This is a genomic window from Nostoc sp. (assembly GCF_036917375.1).
Taxonomy (GTDB): Bacteria; Cyanobacteriota; Cyanobacteriia; order Cyanobacteriales; family Nostocaceae; genus Nostoc.
Genome location: NZ_JBALDN010000089.1, coordinates 21,095 through 37,723 on the forward strand (window position 1 = coordinate 21,095; position 16,629 = coordinate 37,723).

Sequence of the window (16,629 nt, forward strand, 5' to 3'; positions counted from 1 at the left end):
GCTTCTGACGGGGCTTTCTTTTTGAGAACAATTATGTATAGCAGCCGCCATCATGGTTAGGACATAGAATAGAAAAGCCCTTCCACTTTTCCGTCCTATTTCTGTCATGCCCAAACCCTACAGCTACGACCTGCGCCAAAAAGTTATTGAGGCGAGCGAACTCAATGGCATGAAGCGCTGTGAAGCCAGCGAACATTTTAACTGTCTTCCGCAACACCATCAATTTATGGTTGCGACGTAAAGCTCAAACGGGGGACTTCCAAGCCAAAGTAAGTGAGCATCGGGGCAAGAATAACAAGATCGCTGACTGGGAGAAGTTTCGAGCCTTTGCCGAAACCTATGGCGATAAAACCCAGGTAGAAATGGCTGAGTTGTGGGATGAAGAGATCAGCAATCGCACAATATCACGTGCGTTGAAGAAGATTGGGTTTACGCGAAAAAAAAGACCTACAGCTACCGTGAAAGAGATGAACAATTACGCCAAGCCTTTGTCGAACAGCTAGCCACCCTTAAAAATGAACAGATTGTTTACGCGGATGAGTCAGGTATGGATCATCGAGACGACTATGGCTATGGTTACAGTCCTCAAAAAGAGCGCTTTCATGACCTGAAGTCCGGTCGCAGAACAGGTCGAGTCAACATGATTCCTGCACTTTGTGGGCAACAGCTTTTAGCACCGTTCACGATTGAAGGAGCTTGCAATCGAGAGGTATTTGAAACTTGGTTAGAAACGTGCTTGATTCCCACCCTCAGACCAGGGCAGAAACTGGTGATTGACAATGCCACCTTTGATAAAGGCGAACGCATTCAGCAACTGGTTCGGGCTCTAGTAGTTCGCTTTCGTGACTTGGCGGGGTAAAGGGGAAGGGGGAAGGGAGAAAGGGTTTAAATGCCTTACCCTTTTCCCTTTCCCCTTTCCCCAGTCCTCACTTAGCATTTTTGGGTTGGCAGACTATACTAGGCTGTGAGGTGTGGTACTTACCACCCTATTCACCAGACTTAAACCGGATTGAAAAATGCTGGTCGTGGCTAAAAAGCCGCATTCGCAAACAACTAAAGCATTTTGAAACATTACGAGAAGCCATAGAGCATGTCCTCAGTTTATCGTCCTAACCAATCTGGTGGTTGCTATACATAATTTCTGTAGATGAATTATTGGTTAATGAAATCAGAACCAGAAGCCTATAGCATTGCTGACCTTCAACAGCAGAAGGAGACTATCTGGGATGGCGTTCGCAATTATCAAGCTCGCAACTTTTTGCGCCTTATGGATGAAGGAGATTTAGCTTTTTTCTATCACTCCAGCACAAATCCCCCCGGTATTGCTGGGTTAATGCGTGTAGTGAAAAAAGATATTCCTGACCCAACCCAATTTGAGCCAGAAAGTAAATACTACGACCCAAAATCAAGTTCCGAATCACCTCGCTGGCAAACAGTTGTAGTGGAATTCGTTGAGACTTTTTCTAACCCCATCTTTCTATCAATACTCAAAGAGAAGTTTAGCGCCCAAGAGTTAATGTTACTGAGACAAGGAAATCGATTATCAGTGATGCCTGTCCCTGAAGCAGTAGCTTTGAAGATTCTGGCGATGAAAAACTCCTAGATATAAAGCGTGTTTTACTCCTGAATTCTGAATTCTGAATGCTGTATTTAGTTCACACCCATTGCACAGGATCTAATTGATAGTAACGTTGCAGTTGCTCATAAAGTGCCGGATGCTTAGACAGCAATTGGTACGGTTTTTCAAAGAATGTCTCAGTCGCTACGGCGAAAAATTCTGCGGGATTTGTTGCGCCATAGCTATCCATTACCGTCTTTGCACCTTGTAGAACATCATTGCAAAGTTGCTGATATGCTTCTGTCATTACCTTCGCCCAAATAGCATAGTCTGAGTTGTTTTGGAGTATTGGAACTCCTTCAGCTTTACCATCTTCTTGATCTAACTGATGGGCGAATTCATGAAGCACAACGTTACGTCCATCTCTCCAGTTATTAATGTCTTGTTTCACTTGTTCCCAAGACACTACTACTTGGTCATTTGTCCACGATTCACCCAGTCTTGCTACACGCCTTTCCTCAACAACATATTTTCCGACGGAATTCGTTTCCTGAACAAAATAAGCGTTGGGATACACCAGAATCGAACGAAGTCTGGGGAAGTACTGCCCACGTTCATTTAATAGAAGTAAACAGGCAACAGCAGCAAGGGTCAGTTTCATTTCCTCTGTCACCTGTAATCCTCTACAGCCAATAAATTGCTTTTCTGCTAAGAATACTTGAATATGTCCCTGAAGTCGTCTGATTTCATCGGGAGAGAGACACAGATAAATAGGAAGATTATTTTCAATAATGGCATTCCACAGTGGAGGAAAAGGACGATGTTTGAGACGATTCCTTCGCCTTTTGATTAAAATTGGATTGAGTAAAATCCCAGCGATAATCAGCCCAATGATAAGAAAGAAAACTATTGTTTTAATCATTGACTTTTGAGCAGCTTACATATTTAATTCATGGGTAAGCAGAAAGTGTAGAATAATTGTTATCGTTGTGGCTCACTAACTACCGCTATTGGATCAAAATTATGCAAGATTGAACTTTGCTGGAAAGGCTGTTTTGAACTCCTTGCTCAACTTTGACAATCAGTTTATCAAAAGCTTCTTGATTTGCTGTCAGTTGTTGTTGAAGAACTTTCTCTAACTCAGGCTTGATTTGCTCGCATATATCCTCAATTTTTTTGTCGTTCAAAAAACTAGAACGCATCCAACTAGGTACATCTACATTTGTCTTAATTACTTCTTGAACGCTCTTACGATTTAGCTCCATTCCTGCTGCCATCAACGAAGCCCCATATACTAGTGCAATCGGCCAGGTTAAATGCCCTGTTAGGATGAGAGTGATGATGCTAGCCACAGCGCCTCCACCAATTACTACATTGACGATAAATGCTACTGTCTCAGCCAGAATAGCATCTCCAATTTGTAATTCTGGGTTAACAAAAGTTGGGTCAATACTATCCTGGAACCTTAAGCTGCTTCTAGGTATCTGAAACTTTCGACAGATTGGATCGGTTTGTGCGGCTAAATCGGGTTGGATTTTATTGCTAAACCAAGCAGCGCATTGATGATTAATTATCTGCACGGCGCGATCGCTTTTGAGCCATTGTTCTGCCCGACCGATCAAAGCTGTTTCCAAATCGGCTAAAGTCCGTATTTTGTTTTTTTGCCAATCTTTTAAACCTGGTTTAACTGCGTTGACAATTAAGCCATCCGCCAAAGGCTTAGTTAGTGATTCGATTAACTCTGGAATATGCCTTTCAATTAAACCTTTAAGCTGGTTTGAGGTAAATAGTTTGTTTACTTCTTGCTTAAAAGCAGCAGCACGCAAATCCCATCGTCCGACTCGTGCTAAACCCATTGCAATGCACCGTTCCGGTTCTGGATCGGGGCGAAGCAGCGTTTCTGGTTCGGGAAACATTTCCTGACAAAGAATGTGCGTAAACTTCATGCGAGATGCACCGCCAGTCATCAGCACAAGTTTCGGCACGATTCCAAGTTTTTCTAGCTTCTCTTTCGCCTCCTCTAAAGAGTTGCGAAATGATTTAATCCAACTATGATTTTCCAGTTCTGGTAAGGGTTGATTTAAAATTTCCTCCATCATCAATTTATTCACTTGGGGAATAAAATAAATCTGTTCATTGATCGACTCGAACCCACGCGCAAAGGATTCAGGATCGCTGTATAACTGTTCATTAGAAAAGTAATCTTCTTTAGCTTTGCGGCAAGCAAGTTCACAACGAGCTTGGTGATGGGGATATTCCTGAAATACTTTTTCGAGTAATGCTTTTTGCTCGTGGTTGGCAAGAGTCCGGGCAAAAATAGCTTTGTCAATTAGGGATGCACCTAAAGTATTACTCCCGAAATCTATCGGGATTTCTTCTAAACTTTTAACCAGAGTAAAATCTGTGGTTGAAGAACCAATATCGACAATTAGCACCGATGCAACAAGTTTGTCATACTCCAACTTCCCGGCTTCCTTGGCTTGCATGAAAGCAGCCCGCGATTCAGGCACAACATTGAGTTGGGGAATACCAGCTTCTTGAAGTAGCTTTTGGTATTCGGTGCGATCGCTAACTGACCATCCTGAAGGGCAACCAATGTAAAAATAGCTACTTTCCCCACCTGCAAGTTGTTTAGTTTCTTTCAAAAGGCGGTAGTAGGTTGCCACAAAAGTGCTAATTGTTTCTCGATATTTGGGATCGTTGTTGGGTTTTTGCTTGAAAGAGATTGTCAGTTGAGTAACGCCAGCTTGAATTAATGCTTGTTCCCCTACAAGATAACCGAGTTTAGGATGCCAGCCAAGAGCTGTAATTTGGTTCTTTTTGTTATTAATCTCCAACATCTGAGGGGGTTCGATGCTTTCCACGATCGCTTTAGCTAGAGCCGTTTCACCGTGTCCCAAATCAAAACCGATTGTTTCTAAAATTTCCATACCCTTATTGTCTATTATTCTCTAGCAGAGGAATATGCTGGTTCAATTACCCTACCGCGTCTAATCAAGCGATCGCCTTTCAACAAAGCCGGTGTTAAAGTCACGTGTTCTTTAGTATCGGGGTCGATACTTGGCTCAAAGTCAAAATACTCGCGATCGCTATTCGATCGGTAAATTTGAGCATTAATTCCCTGAGACATTAAAATCTGTGGCAGAAGTTTCGCCAGTTCATGAGCCATTTGGGGTTTATCAAGTTTGGATGCGCCCATTAGTCTTTGGAGAAAATTCAATAGCTCTGGCAGTTCTTCTATTGCTAAATCGCCTTCATATTTATTTGATTCTTCTACTCTAGCCACTGCTAGGTCGATAGTGTTGAGAGCATCGCCAAGATGATCTAGAAATACTTTGCTATCAACCCGGAGAATCGGTTGAGGTAATTCCAATACTCCTTCAGATATAGAATTATTTTGCTGGTTGTTTGATTCGAGTTGAAGTACAATTTCTAGTCCGATAAGTAGAGAGGTTAATAAGATAGCCATCCAAGCACCTGGGGTAGTTTTAGTTAAGGAAAACAACGAACCTAAGATGCCTATATAAATTAGTCCCTTTAGCAGTTTCAGGATTAATCTGCTGCTAAACAACTTTGTCCCTATATTAGTAATTTGCCTTTGTTCGGTTGGAGCAACTTGAAGATAATTAGCCGCAGCCAGAGTAGCGATGGACTGCCGCAGCGTATCCAGAAAAAAAGAAGCCAGACGAACTTGAGCTAAATTAAGCTTTTCAATGTAAATTCTTTCGAGATTATCGAGTCGGTTTTGAACCAGTTTAACTATTTGCTCAATCCCGATTGTGTTATCAATATCTGTCTGGAGTTGGTTGCGTTCTTCGCTAAAAAGTGAAGTAATTGTTTTCATTGCGTTGACTAAGACTTTAACGTTATTAATTAGGGGTGAAATGAACACTCGTTTTTTCATTTCACCTTGTAATCAGAATAATGACGAAATAATTCATAATTACTAATTATGAATTAGGTTGATTGCAAATTACCCCATCAAAAGGAGGAGCAGAATGTTTATCTGCGTCATTGCAGACTACGGTACAGGAGATCCGGCATTTACAGAAGTCACACAACGTCTGCTGATGGCTTTTCCCCATGCCCAAATTCATCTGCTTTCGGTTCCAGCATTCAGTACCTTGGCAACGGGATTCTGGATTGCCCAACTTGGACTCAACCCTGGCCCTAGCGATCGCCTAATTTATCACAACTGTGCACCTCGTCAGGACGATCCTGAAGCTCGTCGAGATAATGAAGGTGAAGGGCTAACTTATGCCCTTCTATCCAATGGTGTGAAAGTAGTGGGTGTGAATGCAGGCTACACCCTCTCCTTTATCAAAGACCATACAAAGGAGTTGCGAGTGGTCAACGTTTCCCGTGGTGGCTCGCAGTTTCGCTCGCGGGATGTATTTCCTCCGGCTGCGGCTGCGATTATGAATGAAGATTTTAGCATTTTGGGAGATAGCCTCAAGAGCGAGCAAATCCCAGATGTTCCATCAGATCGCATTGCCTGGATTGATGGCTACGGCAACATTAAAACAACTATTGGGGCGCATACAGTTAACTTGGAGCCTCAAAGCAAGATCGTAATCCGAATTGGAGATGTGGTTAGTGATGCGGTGTATTCTGATGGCAGTTTCAAGGTGTCTGAAGGAACTTTAGCCTTTGCTCCTGGTAGTTCCGGTTGGTCAAGAGGCGATTCAGGGGAACCATTGCGCTTTTTAGAGCTATTTTTGCGAGGAGGGAGTGCTTGGGAACGCTTTGGCCGTCCTCGTGTGAATCAGCAAGTAACTCAAATTGGGTGAAATTGGGTAATTGGCCTCTGTGTACTGTCAGTAGACCGAAAAGTTTTCCAGAACCCTTACCAGTCGTTGATTAGAGTTTAGGAACATAATTTGCCTAGAGTCTGTTTTTCAAGGAACGAGCGTTGTTGGTGGTTTAAAGGTGGAGTACAAGCGTAGGCGCAGATCGTCGTAGACATAGCGATCGTCAACATCAAAACCTCGTCTGAAACCCTGATTATTTCGTCAACAAAAGTTTTCGCTCTACTGACATTTAGTCTTAGCGTCAGTCTTAACGTGTTATTATTTGCTTCGAGATTCCTAAGCTGTTTGTTCTGATAAAATACAGTGCTTGTTTTTGTTATCCCACTCAAAAGTGCACAAGTTTCCAACTCCTGGGAGCGTGTTACACAATTATTTGAAAGATGTGTTAAATCAGTTTGCAATCAAACTTCACCTAACTTTCACGTTATTGTTGTTTGTCACGAAAAGCCCAAAATAGAATTTACTCATCCTCATATTACATACATTACAGTTGATTTTTCCCCTCCAAACGAGCCTACGCCTGTAGCCAAAGGAGACACAGATAAAGGGCGTAAAATCCTAAAAGGGTTGATGTATGCTCGTCAATTTTATCCCACTCACACTATGACAGTTGATGCTGACGATTGTGTGAGTGAAAAGTTAGCGAAATTTGTTCAACAACACCCTGATGCTAATGGATGGTTTATAAATAAAGGCTATAAATATCAAGAAGGCAATAATTACATCTATATCAAGAGAAGCAATTTCTATAAAATGTGCGGTACTTGTAACATTATTCGATATGATTTGAATGATTTGCCAGAAACCGCAGAATATAATCGTGGCTACGGATACTATAGATATTATATAGACCACGCTAAAGTTAGAGAGATTTTAAAGAGCAAAGGAAAATCCATTAAATCATTACCATTTCCAGGTGCGGTTTATATTTTGGCAACAGGAGAAAATCTTTTTGAAAATTCAAAAAGATTAAGATTTAGCATTTTTAATCGGAAATTATTAAATCAATCATTGAGAGACGAATTTGGATTATACAATCTACAGCAATCCAAAGAGTATCAACTATCAGAATTGTAAATTGTTTTTGAAAAAATCTCATAAATGGTCTTATATGGTGTGTTAGCGAAGTTGTTCTCAGTCTCCGACTGGGAATGCTCGTCCTTGATGCTCCGCCTCTCTTGCTGGCGGCAGAGCCGCAATTGAAGTGCATTTCTAGCCAGAGGTTTTAAAAGAGTTTCAGCTTAAGTTGACACCAACGATCTGCAATACGCCATGCGTAGCTTGCTTCCCTGTAAGGGTACACCAATGGTATGACTTCTCTACTAGAGGCTGCGCCAACGCTTAGAGCAAGTACTCAAGCGTCGGGAACCTCCGCAACGCACTGGTTCCCTACGTGTATTTTAAAATCAAATCAAATCAAATATTAGTCCTATATAATGGAGTATTTTGCAAGGCTGATAGGCTACAGTGCCACTATGCCAAAATTTAAATCAAAATCTCAGCAATCTAAAAAATCAAAATCGAAAAAGCAGGCTAAAAAGGAAACTTCTACCCTTAGCCTCAAAGAACAGTTAGCCCAAAAGCGCAAATCTGCTCAAGTACGTAAAGAACTCACTAGCTTACTCACCACCGCCATTTTTGGCGGTGTCTTCGTTGGCATTCTACTTTTTTTCGTAGCTGGAATTAAAGCAGCAGTCCCTGGCGTGTTAGGGATAATAGTCATGTCCCTTTCTTACAAATATCCGCGCCAAGCCCTATATGCTTTCATCATTTACATACCTGTGGGAGGTACTGTCACCTACTACTTGGGCAATAGTCCCATACTCCAATTAGCTAAAGATGCTTTTTACGTTCCAGCGCTAATTGGACTTTGGCAGACTTGCCGCAGACAGGGGCTACCGATAATTATTCCCAAAGGTATTAAAATCCCACTTTATATTGTTTTGGCTTGCAGTCTGCTAACACTGTTGTTTGTCAATGGTGGACAGCAATTTAACCCGCCTAGTGCAGGACTATTAGAAAAAGCAGCCCCAGAAATACCATTAGGTATGGGAATTCTGGGACTAAAAGTATTTTTAGGCTATGTCCCCCTGATTGGTTGTGCCTACTATCTAATTCGCGATAAGCGGGATTTTCTATTTTTATTGCGCCTCCAGATTGTCCTCACACTGATTTGCTGCGCGCTGGGATTTATTCAATATTTTTTACTACTAACTGGTGTATGTCAGGGTACTAGAGGTCTTGAAGGAGATGCTTTATTTAGAGCAACACTTGAAGCCCGATGTTATTTTGGTGGAGCGCTAGTATATAGTCCCGAAGAAGGAGTTATTCGCCTACCAGGAACATTTGTAGCTCCTTGGCAGTGGGCATGGTTTTTAATTTCTAGCACCTTTTTTACCTTTGCCACCGGCTTCACCGATCCCTCGCCAATATGGCGGATCATCGGTTTAGCTTCTATAGCGGGAGTCTTTATCGATGCTGTAATCTCTGGGCAGAGAATCGCCTTAGCTTTAGTACCAATCTGCTTCGGGATTTTGCTATTGCTTACCGGACAACTTGGCAACCTGAAACGATTTATCCCCATAGGCGTAGGACTTGCCTTCATTCTGGGAATTGCGATGGTGACTAACCCTGCTGTCGTACAAGAGAGAACTGAGAGTTTTGTCAGTCGTTGGAACGCTTCACCACCTCAAGATTTTATCATCCAGCAATTTGAAGAAAATTGGAAAAACGTAGACGGGCCATTGGGAAGTGGCTTAGGACGAGCAACTAACTCTGCTCGTGTGATGGGTCAAACTAAGCTTGTGGAAACTTACTACCCCAAAGTACTGTATGAAGTGGGAATTTTTGGATTACTATCATTTCTGGGTTTGGTAACAAGTTTAACAATTTTGGGCTTTAAAACCTATCGCTCCATAAAGAACCGTAATTTCCGTAGTTCCGGAGCCGCTTTGTGGGTGTTTATATTGTTTATTAGCACCAACACTTACTACTATCCTCTGGATGTCGATCCTGTTGCTGCCTATTATTGGTTTTTTGCGGGAGTTCTTTTTAAATTACCAGAACTGGAGAAACAAGATAAAGAAGATGCTAACCCTGAGCAAAAAAAGAAGAAAAAACGTTTAAAAACAATTTAAGTGAAATGAAAATGGCTAAAGATATGATTGAAGGTCAAAAATACCTCAGTATTTCAAACCTACCTTGAAATTCTCGCCATACACTTATTTTTCGATGATACTTATTGATGGGTAAGCAATTTCGTAGTCAGGGAGAAGAATGAAAACGAGGTTTTCCAGAAACCGTGAAAATACAGTATGTAAATTAAAGCAATAGCCACTTACTGAATTTCATGAAAATTAATTTCTACAAGGCTATTATAAAGGTAGTAAAATTACTTAATAAAAATCATGAATAATTGGCCATTAGTGACTGTAGTTATCGCAACCTACGGACGAGAGGAAGCGTTACGCGATAGCATCGTGGATGTCTTAAAACAGGACTATCCAAATTTTGAAGTTTTAATTGTAGACCAAACTGCAAAACACCAACCAGAAATTCAAGCCTACCTAGAAGAGATGGCGGAGGCAGGTAAAATTAAATGGTTGCGCTTGGATTGGGCAAGTTTGCCAGGGGCGCGGAATTATGCTGTGCGGAGGGCTTCTGGTGAAATCATATTGTTTATTGATGACGATGTTCAGTTAACCCCTGGATTGTTAGCAGCCCATACGAAAAATTATGTGCAAAACCCAGAGGTTGGGGCTGTAGCTGGTCGAGTCTTTGACAAAATGAAATTAGGTGATTCTGGAGGAGATTTACAGATTGAATATCTGCCTCCCGAAGCTATGGACCCAGGAATTGCTTGGTATCATATTGATTTGGTACATACCATCAAGCCCCAACAAGTGCTGACAGCGAGGGGCTGTAATATGTCATTCCGCCGCGAAATTTTTACTAAGTATGGATTGAGGTTTGATGAGAGGTTTGGCGGGAGTGCAGTGCGCGAAGAGTCAGATTTTTGTTTGCGGTTGCGACAAACGGGATATAAGATTTGGTATGACCCAGAAGCCCATTTGGTGCATTTAGGCGAAGAAACAGGGGGTTGTCATGATATTAGTATGCGATCGCTAAAATATCAACTCACCTTTTACCACAACCATTTTTTACTAGGACTGAAAAACCTGACTGCGAGTCAAGCTTTACGCCTATACGGTCGTTTATTTGACTGTCACGTTCTCGGACGCCCACCTTGTCACAAAAGCGGTTCCCCCATCAAAATTGCCACTCGCGGTGTTTTCTACATTTTGGGTTTTTTCAAAGCCTTGGGTACTGTCATCCAATCACTATGGAACGATGGTCAAATTTACAGTCGATTGGATGAACAAGTTTAGTTATTAGTCATTAGTGAATAACAAAGGATAGATGAAAATCTTAGTTGCTAGTCACACTTATATCGTAGACCTCAACTGTGAGAAATTACGCGCTTTATCTCAACTAGAACCTGACATTGAAGTGACAGTTGTAGTTCCAAAGCGCTGGAAACCAGGCGGCGTACAAAACAGAATTATTGAAACTGAATACCGTGATGAAGGCAGATTTAGAATAGTTCCAGTTTCTAATTTTAGTCAAAATCATCAGGGGCTTCTTACCTTTGGTGCTGATTTAATATCTTTATTAAAACAATTTCGCCCGCAAATCATTCAAGTTGAACAAGGTTCTAGAGCCTTGGCTTATACTCAAATGATTGGCTTAAATCAGCTATTAGGACTTAAGGCAAAAAATGTATTTTTTACCTGGTGGAATCTTCCTTATGAACTGAAACTACCAATTTCTTTATTAGAAAAATATAACCTCAACCACAGCCACGGCATTATTTCTGGCAATCAAGATGGAGCAGAGGTTTTGCGGCAACGGGGATATACGGGTGCAATTAAAGTCATGCCACAACTGGGTGTAGATGAAAGTTTATTTACTCCCAAAGCTCAACCAGAGTTAGCAGCTAAGTTGGGCATTGAAAAAGAGGATTTTGTAGTAGGCTTTGTAGGGCGCTTTGTCCAAGAAAAGGGTTTGTTAACGCTTTTGCAAGCTTTAGCTACTTTGAAAAATAAACCTTGGAAATTACTATTATTGGGACGGGGAGAGTTACAAACTGAATTAATCAAAATTGCAGCAGAAAACAATTTTCAAGAACGATTAATTTTGAGAGAAAGTGTTCCTCATGATGAGGTTGCAAGTTATATCAATTTAATGAGTACTTTAGTATTACCTTCAGAAACAACTTATAAGTTTAAAACCTTAACTTCTGCTGGCTGGAAAGAGCAATTTGGTCATGTGCTAATTGAAGCGATGGCTTGCCAAGTTCCTGTAATTGGTTCTGATTCTGGGGAAATTCCCTATGTAATTGGCGATGCTGGGTTAGTTTTTCCTGAGGGTGATGTTCAAGCTCTTGCTAATTGCTTAGTTCAATTAATGGATAAACCAGATTTTGCTCATACTCTCGGTGAAATGGGTTATCAAAAAGCAATGATTCAATATACAAATAAAGCTTTGGCTAAACAGCAATTGGAGTTTTATCAAGAGTTAGTCATGAGCAAATAAAAAATGAAAATATTACAAATTGTTCCCTCAATTTCTCTAATTTACGGCGGGCCGAGTCAAATGGTACTTGGATTAGCTCCAGCGTTAGTAAAAGAGGGGGTAGAAGTTACAATTCTCACAACTGATAGTAATGGCGATAATGGTCAAACACCTCTAGATGTTCCTTTAAATCGCCCAATTAAACAAGATGGCTATGAAATAATTTACTTTCGTTGTGCGCCGTTTCGTCGCTACAAATTTTCCCTAGATTTATTAAACTGGCTAAAAAATCATGCTCACGAGTTTGACATAGCACATATTCATGCTTTATTCTCGCCAATAATTAGTGCTGCTGCTCTTGTGTGTCGTCAGCAAAAGCTACCTTATATTTTCCGTCCTTTGGGTACTCTCGATCCAGCTGATTTACAAAAGAAAAAGCAATTAAAACAGCTTTATGTAGCAATTATAGAACGTCAAAATTTAGCTAGTGCGGCAGCAATTCATTTTACCAGCGACCAAGAAGCTAAAATATCAGAAAGATTTGGAGTATCTACACCAGATTTGGTGATTCCCTTGGGTGTGATTCCTCGTCAATCTTCTAGTAAAAATATATGTAGTCAGTTAGAAATACCAAAGGATGTGCCTTTGGTGCTGTTTATGTCACGAATTGACCCAAAAAAAGGGTTGAATTTGTTGATTCCGGCGCTAGAGAAGCTGTTAGCGGTTGGTTATAAGTTTCATTTTGTCTTAGCTGGGACAAATCCTCAAGATCCAGATTACGAACAAAAGATAATATCCCAAATTCAAAATTCACCATTGCGATCGCACACTACAATTACAGGCTTTGTCACTGGTGAGTTAAAAATTAGTTTACTACAAGCGGCTGATTTATTTGTCTTACCTTCTTACTACGAAAATTTCGGGATTGCTGTCGCTGAAGCGATGGTTGCAGGTGTACCTGTAGTCATTTCTGACCAAGTGCATATTTGTCAACAAATACGTGATAGTGAGTCGGGTTGGGTAGGCGCAACAGATGTGCAAGCACTGCTAGAGTTACTACAAGAAGCTTTGGAAAATCCCGCAGAACGCCAGCGACGGGGATTAAACGCCCAAAAGTATGCCTTGGAAAATTTTAGCTGGGATGCGATCGCAAGGCAAACAATCCAAGCCTACCAAAAAATTCTTACAAACAAATGAATTTAACCCAACGCAGATAACAGCAGTTTTTGCCAAATAGGTGCGAGAACCGCTTTGACAACGATATCCGCAATCACAAAACCAATTCCAATTAACATATAAGTTTTCGGAAAGGGAGATTTAGGAACTTCGCCTTTGATGCGAGTTATTAGATTTAATCCTAATGCAGCTAAAGCTACCCCAGTGGCGATAAACCCGATTATCCGCAAAATTGACCACGGATACCACCCTAAAATAGCTGCTAGCCAGGGTTTAGCACTAACTTTTACTAATTCTGCAACATAAAAATTCATGTAGTTCAGCATCCAAGTGCCGAATATCAATGCCGCACTACTTAAGGTGACAACGCAGAGAATACAAAAAATTCCGTATTGCAATAAATGGTCTGGTAAAAATAAACGGATTGTTCCTTCCATACCTTCTCCCGTGCGAATCCAGTGGAACATCTCTGTAGTGTATGACTGTCCACGGAGAATAACTTTTGCTGCTGTTTGTGGTGCGATTGTTGTTGCTATAATCACGGCAATACTCTGCAAAACTGCCCACAGTAACATCCACCAAAAAGCACTTTTATATTGTTGACGACGCACTTCTAAAAAGAAAATAGGATAGGGGACAGCAGCACCTAAAATCGGCATCAACCAGGGAACTCCAAAAACAAAACTTGCAGTTGTGCTGACGAGAACACCAATCACCAAAAATATTACTATTATCATAAGTAATTTATAATTCAAAAATAACAAACATATTTGTAGTCTTTCTTCTCAATACTTGCGTTATAAAAATTAAAATTTTAACAGGTCGGAAACTTATCAAAATATTGTATCTATGCCAATAAAAATTCCCGTAATTCTGCAATAATGTGGAAATGTTGTCACTCAATAAGCCTAGACCTGCAATGGCTTGTAGTCAGCTATTGCCCTGATATTTGGAATTCTCTATGTAAAGAAAAACCTCTAGAAAAACATATTAATTAAAAGCATACAGATGTATTTTAGTCAATAGTTTTTACCTCTCTTTCGTCCTTTATCCGAGAGCGCTGACAACCTAAAATTTTGTTTCAAACTGCTAAAGTCCGATTGGGAAATAGGGGTTTTATGTCATGATGGCATACTAGAATATATATGCCTTTCTAACTACAGGGAATCTCTCATGGCTCTCCGTCTAGGTGACACAGTACCCAACTTTACGCAAGCCTCAACACACGGCGACATCGATTTTTACCAATGGGCAGGTGACAGCTGGGTTGTGCTGTTCTCTCACCCTGCTGATTTTACACCTGTTTGTACAACAGAACTCGGCACAGTTGCCAAGCTCAAACCAGAATTTGACAAGCGCAATGTCAAAGCGATCGCACTCAGCGTTGATGACGTAGAATCCCATAAAGGCTGGGTGGGAGACATTGAAGAAACTCAAAGCACCACTCTTAACTACCCAATTTTGGCGGATGCAGACCGCAAGGTTGCCGATCTGTACGACATGATCCACCCCAATGCTAATGCGGCTGTGACAGTGCGATCGGTCTTCGTGATTGACCCCAATAAGAAACTCCGTCTCTCTTTCACCTATCCTCCCAGCACAGGACGCAACTTTGATGAACTGTTGCGGGTAATTGATTCTCTGCAATTAACTGATAATTACAGCGTGGCGACACCAGCTGACTGGAAAGATGGAGAGGATGTTGTAATTGTCCCCTCACTCAAAGATCCAGAAGTACTCAAAGAGAAATTCCCCAAAGGTTATGAGGAAATCAAACCTTATCTGCGGATGACTCCTCAGCCTAACAAGTAAATCTGAGAATGATTTCGGATAAAAAACAAAGACGCCAAGATATAATTTTGCGTCTTTGTTTTTTTGCGTGAGAATATAGTCAGTGGGCTAGCATCCGAACCTGGAGGATATCTCGATGTTTTCATCCCCTTTGGTTTTGCAAATTCCGTCATCAATGCAAATGACAGACGAACAATTTTTTGAGTTCTGTCAGGTGAATCGCGACTTACGCATTGAGCGAAATAAATTCGGAGAATTGATAATTATGCCTCCTACTAGTTCCGAGACAGGAAACCGAGCAGGTAATATCTCAGGACAGTTATGGGTGTGGTCGGAACAAGATGGTGCAGGTATAACTTTTAGCTCTAGTACCGGATTTAAGTTATCAACAGGTGCAGAACGCTCTCCAGATGCTTCCTGGATTAAACTAGAACGGTGGAATGCTCTTTCAGCAGAACTACAAGAAAAATTTGCTCCCATTTGTCCAGATTTTGTAGTCGAACTCAAATCTCCTAGCGACAACCTCCAGACTTTGAAAGAAAAAATGGAGGAATATATGAATGAGCCAGGAATACAGTTAGGCTGGTTGATTGACTGTAAGCAGCGTAAAGTTTATATTTATCGTCCTGGATTGTCAGAGGAATGTTTAGATAATCCTACTACCGTTAGCGGCGAGTTGGTGTTACCTGGGTTTATTTTGAATATGAGTAAAGTTTGGTAAGAGAATTTTACTTGAATTTAGGCTAGCGACGATACAGGAATTTAAATTGGTAAATTGGCGTGACATCTAAGGGTAATTGAATAGTTAAAGTGCTACCTTTACCTAATTGGCTCTGCACATTTAAACTACCTTGGTGTGCCTGAATAATTGCCTTATATCATGTCTGCTTAATTAGTTATTCTTCCGGGTATGTATGCAAAAATATTAAAATTCTCTTTCCGCCTGCGGTCTTAATGATAAGTCTTTTCCCGGACATCATATTACTTGTTGTACCAGGCTTTTCGCCACTGTTGCATTTGTTTAATTTCTATATCTTGGGCTTTAACAATTTCTTGGGCTAATTTCTTGATTTCAGGTCGCTTAGACTTACTTAAGGCATCTTGCGCCATTGTTACAGCCCCTTCATGGTGAGGAATCATCGCATTGATAAAGCGTAGATCAAACTCAGCATCAGCTACACCTAAATCCTGACTCATCATCATAGTTTTCATTTGATCGGAAGACATTTCCATCATGTGGCCCATTTGACTGTTGTAAGCCATTGGTTTTTCTCCCGCCTTGGGATACCAAGCTTGTCGCCACTGCTTCATCTGAGTGATTTCTTGGTTTTGCGATTTGATGATATTGTCTGCTAGCTTTTTGATTTCAGGACGTTTTGATTTCTGCTGGGCAACATTCGCCATTTCCACAGCCCCTTGATGGTGCGGTGTCATAGCGTCGATAAATCGTAAATCAAAATTAGCATCGGCTGGGCCTAAATCCATTCCCATACTGTGATTCATGCCACCACCGTGGTTCATCATCTGCTTGTCGTTAGCATTGCTGGTGGTTTCCTTTGGCGCTTGGCTTTGGTTCTGGAAAGCAGTAGTAGCACAGCCTGTAATTAACTCACCAGCTGCGATCGCACTAAAAGTTAGCGCTAAAAAGCCATTCTTTAAAAATAGCAGTTGCATAAATCTTACCTAAGATATTTCTAATTCTAACGATCTAATAATCTA

At 41.0% G+C, this 16,629-nt stretch carries 14 protein-coding genes and 1 pseudogene; 10 read left to right on the forward strand and 5 right to left on the reverse strand.

The features are described 5' to 3' along the window. Window positions 1-106: 106 nt before the first annotated feature. Both V7K45_RS22650 and V7K45_RS22660 read left to right on the forward strand, forming a co-directional pair. Window positions 107-1,113, forward strand: a pseudogene (locus tag V7K45_RS22650) (IS630 family transposase). 34 nt (window positions 1,114-1,147) lie between these two features. After that, window positions 1,148-1,603: an EVE domain-containing protein gene (locus V7K45_RS22660; protein WP_335007234.1), complete on the forward strand. Its 456-nt coding sequence runs from the start codon at window positions 1,148-1,150 to the stop codon at window positions 1,601-1,603. A gap of 52 nt (window positions 1,604-1,655) precedes the next feature. Here V7K45_RS22660 and V7K45_RS22665 read toward each other — a convergent pair whose 3' ends face one another. The 3 genes from V7K45_RS22665 to V7K45_RS22675 form a co-directional block, all read right to left on the reverse strand. Further along, the gene (locus tag V7K45_RS22665) at window positions 1,656-2,480 is read right to left on the reverse strand and encodes a zinc-dependent peptidase (RefSeq protein ID WP_335007235.1); all 825 of its coding nucleotides are present in this window, start codon (window positions 2,478-2,480) and stop codon (window positions 1,656-1,658) included. Window positions 2,481-2,565: 85 nt separating this feature from the next. Beyond that, a complete protein-coding gene (locus V7K45_RS22670) occupies window positions 2,566-4,488 on the reverse strand; it encodes an Hsp70 family protein (RefSeq protein WP_335007236.1) in 1,923 nt (640 codons plus the stop codon). Between the two features lie 14 nt (window positions 4,489-4,502). Further along, entirely contained in the window at window positions 4,503-5,402 is a 900-nt protein-coding gene (locus V7K45_RS22675; RefSeq protein WP_335007282.1) for a hypothetical protein, read from the reverse strand. Between the two features lie 154 nt (window positions 5,403-5,556). Here V7K45_RS22675 and V7K45_RS22680 point away from each other — a divergent pair, with 154 nt between their 5' ends. The 6 genes from V7K45_RS22680 (at window position 5,557) to hpsP (ending at window position 13,140) form a co-directional block, all read left to right on the forward strand. Continuing rightward, window positions 5,557-6,348, forward strand: coding sequence for an SAM hydrolase/SAM-dependent halogenase family protein (locus tag V7K45_RS22680; RefSeq protein WP_335007237.1), 792 nt, complete (start codon window positions 5,557-5,559; stop codon window positions 6,346-6,348). A 324-nt stretch (window positions 6,349-6,672) separates the two neighbouring features. Then, complete coding sequence (locus V7K45_RS22685; RefSeq protein WP_335007238.1) at window positions 6,673-7,446, forward strand: glycosyltransferase family A protein; 774 nt, start codon at window positions 6,673-6,675, stop codon at window positions 7,444-7,446. A 398-nt stretch (window positions 7,447-7,844) separates the two neighbouring features. After that, window positions 7,845-9,506, forward strand: a complete 1,662-nt coding sequence (gene hpsL, locus V7K45_RS22690; protein ID WP_335007239.1) for a hormogonium polysaccharide biosynthesis protein HpsL — start codon at window positions 7,845-7,847, stop codon at window positions 9,504-9,506. Window positions 9,507-9,776: 270 nt separating this feature from the next. Beyond that, window positions 9,777-10,757, forward strand: a complete 981-nt coding sequence (gene hpsN, locus V7K45_RS22695) for a hormogonium polysaccharide biosynthesis glycosyltransferase HpsN (protein ID WP_335007240.1) — start codon at window positions 9,777-9,779, stop codon at window positions 10,755-10,757. A gap of 31 nt (window positions 10,758-10,788) precedes the next feature. Next, window positions 10,789-11,964, forward strand: coding sequence for a hormogonium polysaccharide biosynthesis glycosyltransferase HpsO (gene hpsO, locus V7K45_RS22700; protein WP_335007241.1), 1,176 nt, complete (start codon window positions 10,789-10,791; stop codon window positions 11,962-11,964). 3 nt (window positions 11,965-11,967) lie between these two features. After that, entirely contained in the window at window positions 11,968-13,140 is a 1,173-nt protein-coding gene (gene hpsP / locus V7K45_RS22705; RefSeq protein ID WP_335007242.1) for a hormogonium polysaccharide biosynthesis glycosyltransferase HpsP, read from the forward strand. Window positions 13,141-13,142: 2 nt separating this feature from the next. Here hpsP and V7K45_RS22710 read toward each other — a convergent pair whose 3' ends face one another. Beyond that, window positions 13,143-13,856, reverse strand: coding sequence for a hypothetical protein (locus V7K45_RS22710; RefSeq protein ID WP_335007243.1), 714 nt, complete (start codon window positions 13,854-13,856; stop codon window positions 13,143-13,145). Window positions 13,857-14,292: 436 nt separating this feature from the next. Between V7K45_RS22710 and V7K45_RS22715 the strand changes: the two genes are divergently transcribed. Both V7K45_RS22715 and V7K45_RS22720 read left to right on the forward strand, forming a co-directional pair. Beyond that, complete coding sequence (locus V7K45_RS22715; protein WP_012412697.1) at window positions 14,293-14,931, forward strand: peroxiredoxin; 639 nt, start codon at window positions 14,293-14,295, stop codon at window positions 14,929-14,931. Window positions 14,932-15,046: 115 nt separating this feature from the next. Then, window positions 15,047-15,631, forward strand: coding sequence for a Uma2 family endonuclease (locus V7K45_RS22720; protein WP_335007244.1), 585 nt, complete (start codon window positions 15,047-15,049; stop codon window positions 15,629-15,631). A 260-nt stretch (window positions 15,632-15,891) separates the two neighbouring features. Here V7K45_RS22720 and V7K45_RS22725 read toward each other — a convergent pair whose 3' ends face one another. After that, the gene (locus V7K45_RS22725; protein ID WP_335007245.1) at window positions 15,892-16,584 is read right to left on the reverse strand and encodes a DUF305 domain-containing protein; all 693 of its coding nucleotides are present in this window, start codon (window positions 16,582-16,584) and stop codon (window positions 15,892-15,894) included. Window positions 16,585-16,629 lie beyond the last annotated feature (45 nt).

Bases quoted from the DNA above. Each gene is read 5' to 3' on its own strand.
- V7K45_RS22660 (WP_335007234.1), top strand. From the start codon at position 1,148: ATGAATTATTGGTTAATGAAATCAGAACCAGAAGCCTATAGCATTGCT.
- V7K45_RS22665 (WP_335007235.1), bottom strand. From the start codon at position 2,480: ATGATTAAAACAATAGTTTTCTTTCTTATCATTGGGCTGATTATCGCT.
- V7K45_RS22670 (WP_335007236.1), bottom strand. From the start codon at position 4,488: ATGGAAATTTTAGAAACAATCGGTTTTGATTTGGGACACGGTGAAACG.
- V7K45_RS22675 (WP_335007282.1), bottom strand. From the start codon at position 5,402: ATGAAAACAATTACTTCACTTTTTAGCGAAGAACGCAACCAACTCCAG.
- V7K45_RS22680 (WP_335007237.1), top strand. From the start codon at position 5,557: ATGTTTATCTGCGTCATTGCAGACTACGGTACAGGAGATCCGGCATTT.
- hpsL (WP_335007239.1), top strand. From the start codon at position 7,845: ATGCCAAAATTTAAATCAAAATCTCAGCAATCTAAAAAATCAAAATCG.
- hpsN (WP_335007240.1), top strand. From the start codon at position 9,777: ATGAATAATTGGCCATTAGTGACTGTAGTTATCGCAACCTACGGACGA.
- hpsO (WP_335007241.1), top strand. From the start codon at position 10,789: ATGAAAATCTTAGTTGCTAGTCACACTTATATCGTAGACCTCAACTGT.
- hpsP (WP_335007242.1), top strand. From the start codon at position 11,968: ATGAAAATATTACAAATTGTTCCCTCAATTTCTCTAATTTACGGCGGG.
- V7K45_RS22710 (WP_335007243.1), bottom strand. From the start codon at position 13,856: ATGATAATAGTAATATTTTTGGTGATTGGTGTTCTCGTCAGCACAACT.
- V7K45_RS22715 (WP_012412697.1), top strand. From the start codon at position 14,293: ATGGCTCTCCGTCTAGGTGACACAGTACCCAACTTTACGCAAGCCTCA.
- V7K45_RS22720 (WP_335007244.1), top strand. From the start codon at position 15,047: ATGTTTTCATCCCCTTTGGTTTTGCAAATTCCGTCATCAATGCAAATG.
- V7K45_RS22725 (WP_335007245.1), bottom strand. From the start codon at position 16,584: ATGCAACTGCTATTTTTAAAGAATGGCTTTTTAGCGCTAACTTTTAGT.